Source organism: Nocardioides sp. CPCC 206348 (genome assembly GCF_048654705.1).
In the GTDB taxonomy this organism is placed as follows: Bacteria; Actinomycetota; Actinomycetes; order Propionibacteriales; family Nocardioidaceae; genus Nocardioides.
This window is the reverse complement of the sequence record NZ_JBMCZA010000198.1, coordinates 33,926-35,507: the sequence shown is the minus strand read 5'-3', so window position 1 is coordinate 35,507 and position 1,582 is coordinate 33,926. Positions and strand designations below refer to the sequence as shown.

General features: G+C 71.6%; 1 protein-coding gene. It reads right to left on the bottom strand.

Annotation, left to right across the window (positions count from 1 at the left end; translation table 11 throughout):
- Nucleotides 1–189: 189 nt before the first annotated feature.
- Nucleotides 190–1,582, bottom strand: a 1,393-nt coding sequence (locus tag ACOADB_RS18600; RefSeq protein ID WP_378601751.1) for a ParB/RepB/Spo0J family partition protein, incomplete at its 5' end; no start/stop codon positions are given.

Genomic DNA, 1,582 nt, shown 5'->3' with positions numbered 1-1,582 from the left:
AGGCGGTGCCAGGCGTCCTTGCGGGCGAAGACGGCTGCGGCCTGCGTGCCGTGGGTCTCGATCTCGTGTGACATGGCGGGGTCCTCCCGGGTAGCGGATCAGACGAACTGACTTCATTCTATGGTTTCTATTCCACAGAGGGCGGTTCTCCACAGGAAGAACTGCCCTCAGGTGGGGGAGGGGAGCCGGTCAGGCGGCGCTATCGCTGGCCTCGGCGGAGTTGTTGCCGCCGTCGTCCTCGGTGCTCGGCTGCGGCTCCTCGCCGAGCAGGATCCGCTCGACCTCGCTGGGCTGGTAGCCCCACTCCACGAGTGCGCCGAGCACGCGGGCATCCCACGCGTTCGGGTTGCGCCACGAGTGCTTGCCGGTCGTGGCCTCCCACGCGGCCACGACGGCGGCGAGCGTGGTCATGGTCGCGGCCTTCGGCGTGCTCGCCTTGGTGGCAATCTTGCGGCACTCGTCAGCGCCGTAGTAGCCGGTCGGGACGTCGATCCCGAGCAGGGTGAAGAGCATCGGGTGCCGGTGGTCCATGGCCTTGCTCAGCGAGTGGTGGCCGGTGACGACGGCCTCGCAGATCAGGGCCTCGGCACCCTTCGGGGCGGTCCTGCGAGCAACGAGCGTCGCCAGCCACTCCCGGCGCACGGTCTCCGCGCTCGCCCACGCCTTGTTGTTGGCGATCACGCGGCGGCGCTCCTCGCGGCGGGCCTCGGCGTCCTCCTCGCTCTCGCCCTCGTCCCCGCTGTCGGTGGTGGTGCTGCCGGAGCCGCCGCCGCGACGACGCAGGCCGGAGGCGTCGAGGTCGGTGACGACCCACACCGGCGCGTACTGCTGGTAGGGCTCGGCGGGCTCGTAGTCGTCGTCCTCCCCGTCGGTGCCGTCCTCGCTCTCCTCGTCGTACTCGTCCTCGGGGTAGACCCACTCCTTGACGACCTGGACGCAAGCGCCGGGAACGTTGGGCCACTCCTCCTCGGGCAGCGGCTCGCCGTCCTCGGTGACCAGCCGCTCGATGCGCAGCACCTCGTCGGCCTCCGCGACTTCGTCGGCGCTGAGCACCGGCAGGCCCTCGGCACGCAACCGCTCGACCTCGGCGGCGTCGGCCTCGCGCTCGGCCGCCTCGTCGCGCAGCCGCTGGACCTCGTGGGCGAGCGAGCGCCGCCACTTCTTGGTGTTCTCCAGCCGCTGGACGGCCTCGGGGTCGTGCTCGAACTCGGCGAACATCGCGGCCTCCTCCAACGTCAGGTCGCCGGAGTCCAGCCGGTCGCGGGTCTGGTCGGCCTTGGTGACCGCCAGGGCGGCGTTCACGGTCGGGCGATCGATGCTCGTGCGCTTGGCGATCTGCGCCGCGCTCACGCCAAGCAGGGCCAGCTGCTCCACGCCCGCGACGATCTCGGCCTCGCGCATCCCGGCGCGGTGGATGTTCTCGACCATCTGGTCACCGATCCGGTCGGCATCGGCGGGCTGGGGCACGACGCGAGCCGGGATCAGGCCGGTGGGGGTGCCGACCTCGGCGGCGGTCACGGTGCGGCGCTGGCCGCGCAGCAGGACGTGCTGGCCGTCCTCGTTGCGGTAGACCGTGACGGCT